Origin of the sequence: Mediterraneibacter sp., from assembly GCF_030825015.1 — a bacterium.
GTDB lineage: Bacteria > Bacillota > Clostridia > Lachnospirales > Lachnospiraceae > Mediterraneibacter.
Map to the genome: position 1 here is coordinate 65,374 of NZ_JAPJQP010000005.1, position 8,789 is coordinate 74,162.

Annotated in this window: 6 protein-coding genes and 1 riboswitch; of the genes, 2 read left to right on the plus strand and 4 right to left on the minus strand. The window is 45.4% G+C overall.

Annotated features, from left to right (window positions below):
• Position 1 precedes the first annotated feature (1 nt).
• The gene (aroB, locus tag RCH61_RS04335) at positions 2-1,063 is read left to right on the plus strand and encodes a 3-dehydroquinate synthase (protein ID WP_178006261.1); all 1,062 of its coding nucleotides are present in this window, start codon (positions 2-4) and stop codon (positions 1,061-1,063) included.
• Between the two features lie 52 nt (positions 1,064-1,115).
• On the opposite strand, the gene RCH61_RS04340 is transcribed toward aroB, so the two are convergent.
• From RCH61_RS04340 to RCH61_RS04350, 3 genes are all read right to left on the minus strand, one after another.
• Positions 1,116-3,395 carry a xanthine dehydrogenase family protein molybdopterin-binding subunit gene (locus RCH61_RS04340; RefSeq protein ID WP_306480021.1) on the minus strand — a complete coding sequence of 760 codons (2,280 nt, stop codon included), beginning with the start codon at positions 3,393-3,395 and terminating at the stop codon, positions 1,116-1,118.
• Positions 3,396-3,457: 62 nt separating this feature from the next.
• Positions 3,458-3,940: a (2Fe-2S)-binding protein gene (locus RCH61_RS04345; protein WP_178006465.1), complete on the minus strand. Its 483-nt coding sequence runs from the start codon at positions 3,938-3,940 to the stop codon at positions 3,458-3,460.
• Complete coding sequence (locus RCH61_RS04350; protein ID WP_178006464.1) at positions 3,940-4,743, minus strand: FAD binding domain-containing protein; 804 nt, start codon at positions 4,741-4,743, stop codon at positions 3,940-3,942. Before RCH61_RS04350 ends, RCH61_RS04345 begins: the two co-directional genes overlap by 1 nt.
• A gap of 386 nt (positions 4,744-5,129) precedes the next feature.
• Positions 5,130-5,304, plus strand: a riboswitch (Lysine riboswitch).
• Positions 5,305-5,400: 96 nt separating this feature from the next.
• On the opposite strand from RCH61_RS04350, the gene dapA reads away from it, so the two are divergent.
• On the plus strand, positions 5,401-6,285 hold the full coding sequence (dapA, locus tag RCH61_RS04355; RefSeq protein ID WP_178006463.1) for a 4-hydroxy-tetrahydrodipicolinate synthase: 885 nt from the start codon (positions 5,401-5,403) through the stop codon (positions 6,283-6,285).
• 162 nt (positions 6,286-6,447) lie between these two features.
• On the opposite strand, the gene RCH61_RS04360 is transcribed toward dapA, so the two are convergent.
• Positions 6,448-8,789 (minus strand): hypothetical protein (locus tag RCH61_RS04360; protein WP_306479995.1); only part of this gene is annotated, 2,342 nt, incomplete at its 5' end.

The window sequence follows — 8,789 nt, forward strand, 5'->3', positions numbered from 1 at the left end:
TATGAAATTAACAGTCAATCTGAAGGAAAACTCTTATCCGATCTATATTGAAAACGGAATTTTAAGTCATGCCGGCGAATACATTTCCGATCTGTTTCACGGACAGCGTATCATGATCATCTCCGATGATCATGTATTTCCGCTGTATGGAAAACAGTTATGTGATTCCCTCTCCGGCTACGAGTGCCATTCTCTCGTTCTTCCTCACGGAGAACCGACGAAAAGTTTCGACACTCTTCCGAAAGTCTACTCTGCAATGCTTGATGCAAAACTGACCAGAAGCGATCTTGTGATTGCTCTCGGAGGCGGAGTGATCGGGGATCTGACCGGATTTGCGGCATCTACTTACTTGCGGGGCATCAAATGCGTACAGATACCGACTTCTCTTTTGGCACAGGTAGACTCGTCTGTCGGCGGGAAAACCGCCGTAGACCTCCCTCAGGGGAAAAATCTTGTAGGCGCATTCTTCCACCCAAAAATGGTGCTGATCGATCCTCTTGTACTCGACACTCTTCCTGACCATTTTATTCATGACGGTATGGGAGAAGTGATCAAATACGGCTGTATTAAAGACTCCAAACTGTTCGATCTGCTCCTTTCTCATTCTTCATTTGAAGATCTCAAGCCGGATCTGCCGAAGATCATTGCCAGATGCGTTGATATTAAACGGATCGTTGTAGAAGCAGACCAGTTTGATACCGGAGAACGGATGCTTTTAAACTTTGGTCACACACTGGCACACACAATCGAACAATATTATCAATATAAACGGGAAAGCCACGGAGAGGCAGTCGGGATCGGCATGTACCAGCTTACCAAAATGTCGGAAAATCGCGGTCTTACTGCAAAAGGATGCGCCGAAAAGATTAAAAAAGCATTGGAGATCTACGGACTTCCGATCAGCTGCAAACTGACGGTTTCCGAACTGATCAAGGCGATCACCCTTGATAAGAAAAACTTAAACGGACACTTAAACCTCGTTCTTTTAAAAGAGATCGGAGACAGTTTTATCTATCCTACAGAGATCGGATTTTTCGAGAATGATTTGAACACATCTATATAAAAAAATCAGTTCCTTTGGCAGATTATCCGCCGAAGGAGCTGATTTTATATTTTTATTCTTTTTCTGTCATCCCTCTGTAAACTTTTTCCGCCGTGATCGGAAGTTCTCTCACGATCACTCCGACTGCGTTTTGGATCGCATTTGAAATTGCCGGAGAAGGAGTATTGATTACGATCTCTCCGATGGATTTTGCACCGAAAGGTCCGGTCGGCTCATAACTGCTCTCGAATTCCACGCGAATTTCTCCGACATCAAGTCGGCTCGGTATCTTATACTGCATAAAGGAATTGCTGTAGTTTTTCCCTTTTTCGCTGTAAACGATATCTTCATAAAGCGCCATTCCGATTCCCTGTGCAATACCTCCTTCGGTCTGCACTCTTGCAAGATTCGGATTGACAACTGTTCCGCAGTCTACAACAGCAGCGTAATCGATCGGTTCAACAACGCCTGTCTCTTTATCGATCTCCACTTCTGCAATGCCGACCATAAACGGCGGCGGAGATACAGGCGAAGAAAATGCCTCGGTTGCAGACAACGGCGCATTGCTGCTGCACATGACTCTGTTTCCGATCTCTTTTCTCGTAATCTCTTCTTTTGTTTTCAGATTGACAACCTTTTCTCCGTCAAATTCCACATCATCCGCACTGCATCCGAGATACTCTGCTCCCCGCTCGCATATCTTTTTCCGAAGTGTCTCGCACGTTTTCACAACTGCCATTCCTGTAACATATGTCGTACTGGACGCATAAGATCCGCAGTCATACGGTGAATTATCTGTATCAACTCCGTGGACAACGATCTCTTCCATCTCACACTCAAGACATTCTGCCGCCATCTGTGTCAGGATCGTATCACAGCCTGTTCCCATATCAGTCGCTCCGATCATCAAACTGTAAAATCCATCGTCATTTACTTTAATCTCTACCGCTCCTGTATCAACTCCTGAAATTCCTGATCCCTGCATTGCCATCGCAACGCCGACGCCGCGGACTTTTCCGTTTCCGCAGTCATAGCAAGGATATTTTTCATCCCATCCGATCATTTCTTTCGCCCGTTCAAGACACCGGTCGAGGGCGCAGCTTTTCGTTGTCTCTCCGTAATAGGCAGGCATCACCTGACCTTCCCGCACCATATTTTTTGCCCGAAGCACAGTCGGATCCATATGAAGCGTCTGTGCCAGTTCGTTCACCGCAGACTCTAATGCAAAAATACCCTGTGTCGCTCCATATCCACGGTAAGCGCCCGCAGACATGACATTCGTATATACTACGTCATAGCTGAAACGAAATGCTTCAGCGCTTCCGTAAAGGGGAATCGATTTATGACCGGACAGTCCAACCGTTGTCGGACCATGTTCGCCAAATGCACCTGTGTTTGACAATGTATACAGATCGATCCCTCTGATATTTCCCTCTTTGTCCGCTCCGAGACGGACATGAATCTCCATTTCATGGCGGGGAGATGAAGCGATCAAAGACTCTTCCCTCGTATAAATAAGCTTTGCAGGCTTTCCTGTCTTCCATGTGACAAGAGCCGGATAAATCTCTGAAACTGACGTCTGCTTTGCTCCGAATCCGCCGCCGATACGCGGTTTTACGACACGAATCTTATGTTTCGGAATATCAAGCGCATTTCCGAGAATACGACGCACATGGAAAGGTACTTGAGTGGAAGATACAACATTCAATCTTCCGTATGCATCCATATATGTATAGGTACGGAACGTTTCCATCATCGCCTGCTGATTTGCTTTTGTATGATATACCCGGTCGATCACATAATCACAGGACGCAAGCACCGCGTCCACATCTCCGCTCTCACTGACGTCATGGGCGCACAGATTGCGTTTATTATCCGCCCCAACAGGACAAAGACTTCTCCAGTTTTCTTCCGGATGAACAAGGATCGGATGATCTTTCGCTGTTCTGAAGTCCAAAACCGGCTCCAATACTTCGTACTTTACTTTGATTAATCTCATCGCCTGCTTTACAGCCGCTTCCGAAGTTCCTGCAACAATGGCAACCGCGTCTCCGACAAAACGGACTCTCTGATCAAGAATAAGCCGATCATACGGACTTGGTTCAGGATACGTCTGACCTGCCAGCGTAAAACGCTTATTTGGACAATCTTTATATGTAAGAACACATTCAATCCCAGGAAGAGCCTCAGCCCGTGCAGTATTAATCTCCTTGATCAGCGCGTGAGCATGGGGACTTCTTACAATCTTCACGATCAGACTGTCTGAAGATGCGATATCGTTCGTATATACGGCGCGTCCTGTTACAAGCGCTTTTGCGTCAACTTTCTGAACGCCTTTATTTACAACCCGCATCTGCTGTATCGTTTCTTTTGTTTCTTTTTTTTCACTGCATACATTCTGTTCTTCTGCCATGCCTACTCCTCCTCTCTTCCGTTCTTTTGATCTGCATTCTTTACTTCCATATATTTTTTAATCGCGCGAAGCTGCCCCATATATCCTGTACAGCGGCAAAGATTTCCCGCAAGGTATTCTTTAATCTCATCCAATGTCGGATTCTGAAGTTCTCTTACCATTGCAAGCACGTTCATAATAAATCCCGGAGAACAAAATCCGCACTGCTCCGCTCCTTCATTTGCCAAAAATTCGCCGAACTGCGCAGCTTCTTTTTCAACGCCTTCCAGCGTCGTAACTTCTTCTCCTGCAATACTTGCAGCAAGAACCGAACAGGAAAGACGAGATTTCCCGTTAATCCAAACCGTACACAAGCCGCAGTTTGTCGTCTCACATCCGCATTTTACACTCTTGCAGCCGAGATCTCTCAAAACATTTAACAAAATTGTATCCGCGCCAACTTCCGCTTTCACCTGTTTGTTATTTAAAATGAACTGTATCTCCATCATACTTCCTCCGATAAAATCGACATCATTTCTCTCTTGATAAGAACCTTTGCCAAATGCTGCCTGTACTGGGCGCTTCCGCGCATATTTGTACCATACTTAAATTCTGCCGCCGCCAAAGACGCGTATTCCTCAATCTTCTCCTCAGGCGTATCTTTGCCGATGGACCATTTCTCTTCGACAAGTTCCGCCTTCATCGGTCTTGCACCTACTGCAAAGTACCACGCTTCCTGTCCGTTTCCCTTCTCTCTTGATACAGAACAGGCGATCACAGGGAAATCCGTTTTCGTCTGCCGGATCGAGTCATAGCGAAACGATCTCTTATTCTTCTTGACAACTACGGAAAGAAGAAGATCATTATCTGGATTTTTCTTTGCAAATTCAGCTAAACCAACTCTTCCTCCACCATAAAGTTCTACATATGTATCTAATGCCAAAAATGCCGTTAAGACGTCAGAAAATCCAAATCTTCCGTAAATACTTCCTCCGACTGTCGCCTGATTCCGAAACTGAACTCCGACAATATGACGCACCGCCTCTGCTATGCCGTCTCCGCATAACTCTTTGAGCGCTTCGCTTTGCTCAATTTGACGCAGCGTACACATCGCTCCAATTCGGATCTCATCTTCTGTTTCTTCTATTTGATCCAATCCTAGGCCTGAAATATCGATCAATGTTTTCACTCTTGCATTTGAGAGGCGCATCCACATCATTCCGCCCATAATCCTGCTGGTGCGCGCCTGATTTAATTCGTATGCTTCTTCCGGCGTTTTCGCCTTTACATAATTCCCTATCGTAAGCACAATCATTCTCCTTTCCTGATACATAACAAAGTGGCCAAACCCACTTCATCTCCCCCGCCCTTCACTCATAAGAGGCTTGGCGCTTTGCGCGCCGCCGCAATACCGCAGAACGGTAAACTTCCTTATTACGGCGTGCGCATCCTGCCGGAGGGTTTTATTCTATAGGAAATCGAAATCTCCTATAGAATAAAAAAAGTGCAAATGAAAATCTCGTCATTCACACTGCAGATATACATATTTTATCATGAAATAATTTTCTTGTCAAAGAGCAAAACAGTTGACATCGTTCCATACGGGTGTTATGATTTTTTATGTTAGATGAAGTCTTTTGCATAACCTGATTTTTGGTTCGCAAAACAGAATTTTTCATATAATAACTAATAAAGGAACGAGATAGAGGTCGCATTTTTCATAAGTATGATGACGGATGTATTCAAGAACAGAAGAACTCATCAGAAAGGGGAAGATGCCGAAAGGATAAGGAGACTTGAACCCCTCTTCCTTGGGCATGTCGTCAACAGCGCCATGACTGTCATCGCAAGATGGAGAGCTATCGAAGTATACCGTAAAGTATATTTTGAGACGGCGCATCCTGCCGTTTCTTTTATTTACGCAAAGTACTATCAAAACAACGCACAAATTAAGGAGGAATTAATTATGTCAATTTTCAAAGGCGCAGGCGTAGCAATCGTTACTCCTATGAAATCAGATCTTGAAGTCAATTACGATAAACTTGCAGAACTGCTTGAAGAACAGATTGCCGGCGGAACAGATGCGATCATCATCTGCGGAACAACCGGAGAATCAGCAACAATGTCCGAAGAAGAACACAGCAAAGTGATCCGTTTTGCCATCGAACGTGTCAACCACCGCATTCCGGTGATCGCAGGTACAGGATCCAACTCTACACGCACAGCGATCCAGCTTTCTCAGGAAGCCGCTAAAGACGGAGCAGACGGACTCCTTCTTGTCACACCGTACTATAACAAAGCGACACAGAATGGTTTGATCGCTCACTATACACAGATCTGTAATGCAGTCGATATTCCGGCGATCCTCTATAATGTACCGAGCCGTACAGGATGTGCGATCCAGCCTGCAACTGTAGCTCATCTTGTTAAAAATGTAGATAATATTGTCGGCATCAAAGAGGCTTCCGGCGATATTTCAATCGGTGCAAAGATCATGCATCTGTGCGACGGAAACATCGATCTTTATTCCGGAAATGACGATCAGGTAGTACCGCTTCTCTCCCTTGGCGGAATCGGTGTTATCTCCGTACTTTCCAACGTAGCTCCGACTTACGTTCACGACATGGTAACGAAATATCTTTCAGGCGATACAGCAGGAAGCTGCAAAATGCAGTTAGACGCGCTTCCGCTTTGTGACGCGCTTTTCTGTGAAGTCAACCCGATCCCTGTAAAAGCCGCCCTGAATATGATGGGCAAAGAAGTCGGTCCGCTTAGATCTCCGCTTACAGAATTAGAAGATCAGCACAAAGAACTGCTGAAAAAAGCAATGACCGGATTCGGATTGCTGTAAAAGTTCTACTGCATAAACATTTTTCTATAGGAATACAAAGGGAAGGCAACGATCCAACTAAACCGCTGCCTTCCTTTTTTCATTTTCTAATTGTATTAGTTTCGTTTTCTTAAGCTTCTGCTTTTTTATTCCTGTTTGACTTTTAATCCCTTTTCATTCTTTCTATTTTCTTCTGTTCTTTCTGTTTCCTGCCGCCATTATCGCGATCACTCCGCCCGTGAGAACAAGAAATAGAATGTAAACTGCCGGATTTGCTGTATCACCTGTTTTCACAGAAGCTGTTTTCTGTGTTTCTTTTTTCGGCGCTTCTGATTTGCCGAAAGCTTTTATCACTGCTGTTTCTTTGTGACCGCATACGGTACAGATCCGTTCTTTGCTTCCGTTCTTTTTCTCAGTTGCCTTCTCTGTTACTTTCCATTCTCCGAATGTATGCTCTGCTGCATCTGTTTTATTTTTGCAGATTGTGCATTCATGCCAGTGAACTTTTCCGTCCGAACTCCATTTTTCTTCGTATTCATGCGGCGTCACTGTGCATTGGACAGCATCGCTCTTTGCCCCTACGGAAGTAAGGGTTATTCCGTCTTTTTCCAAAACCGCAAATACTTCGACAGCATAGCTTCCGCTCTCTGTAACTTCCAGTTCTGAAGAAACTGCTCCTTCCATCAAAACGCCGTCTTTATACCACCGATAGAGATATTCCACCTGATCCAAATCGTGCTCTGCCGACGCTTTCAGCCGGATCGTTCCACCGATATGCACTGTTTTACTATCTGCCGCAACCGTTACATTTTTCGGCGATGCAAGTTCTTCCGCACCGACAAGTTCATATGTCTTAGAACCATCCTCATGGATCGTCTCTTTTACGATCATTCCGTCAATACCGGACGTTACATCCAAAACAACCCCCGGAGCAATCGTCAGAATTATATTTTCTCCTTCCAAAGCTTCCTGTTTTATGGAAGAATCTCCATTAATATAAATGTGGATATTTCCGTCTTCTGTATTTAATTCAAGAGCTTCCTCCACTGTATTATAATATGTTGTCTTGCCGTCTTTATCCGTTGCCGCAATAGCTGCATCCTTCGCCACTTTTACGGTTGTATTTGATTTCATTGTATCAAGCGTCTTTCTGTCCGGATCAAAACAGGTCGTATTATTTCCGCTTGTAATTGATTTGACCACGCCTTTTCCTGCTGCCGGCTGCAAAGATCCGCCTGTCACAGAAATGTCTGCTTTCACTTCTGCTTTTTCTTCTGTATTGTAGATCGTAACCGCATTGCCGTTTGCACTCTTAAGCGTTCCGCCGATAATATTGACTACAAGGGAGGAATCATTGATACAGCCGTCATACATCTGCGTTGATCCAAGGAATGCCGAACCTTCGGGACTCGATCCGCCGTTTTGCGGCTTATCCTCCCTCCATGCGCCTGTTCCTGTGATAACTGCGTTATCTTTGATCGTAATTGTTCCCATTTTCGCTTCGATTCCGGTTCCTCCTTCGATCACTGCATTGCCGCCGATCGTAAGGGTTCCTTCCATCGGCCAGTAAACAGCAGTTCCACCCGATACATTTTTCAGGCTTCCGCCTGTGATCGTCACTTCTGATCCTGCCGATTCCTGATTATTTCCAGAGAGTGGAAAATCTTTTGTCTCAATCTGACCGCCCGTAATCTCAACTTTTGCCGGAACAGTACCTGCCTCATTTCTGTTGCTGTTAAACACATCGATTCCGCCGTTTCCTGACAATACAGCATTTCCTGAAAGCGTCATCTTCGAACCGATCACCTGAACCGCCGATTTTCCCTCTCCCTCTGCCGCAAGGTGTGCCGTTTCGCTTATATGAACTTCTCCGAGTTGGGAAAGAACCGTATTTCTCGTCGATGCCGTCAATGTTCCGCCTGTAATGTTTACAATACCGCTTACATTCTGCACCACGCCCTGACCTGTAATCTCACCGCCGCCGATATTTAAAACCGCGCTGTTACTGTTATTGATCACAATCAGAGGGTACGGTCCTGCACCGCCGTCGATCTTTCCGTTTCCGACAATATTGAATGTTCCGCGATTCGTGAACATAAAATTACCTTTAAATCCGGCTGCTGCCGATACAGTAAATCCATTTGTATCTAATGTCACATTCTTTGTCAGCAATATCGGTTGTGAAACTTCTGTATTTTCTAAAAGTCTCAACACATCTCCGTCTTTTGCCGCCGCAAATGCTTCAGCGAGAGTCGGATACGTCTGCTCTGCGATCTGAACTTTCCTTACTGTCGTCTCTCCTGTCTGTGTATCGCCTGCACTTAAAGTTTCCCCGACTTTTTCTGTATTCTGCTGTACTGCCTCTGAGATATCCTGCTTTGGCTGACTTTGTACTGCCGCCTGCACATTCGGCGCTATCTGCTCCTGCACTTCCGTCTGCACATCCGGCGCTTTCTGCTCCTGCACTTCTGTCTGCACATCCGGCGCTTTCTGCTCCTGCACTTCTGTCTGCACATCCGGCGCTT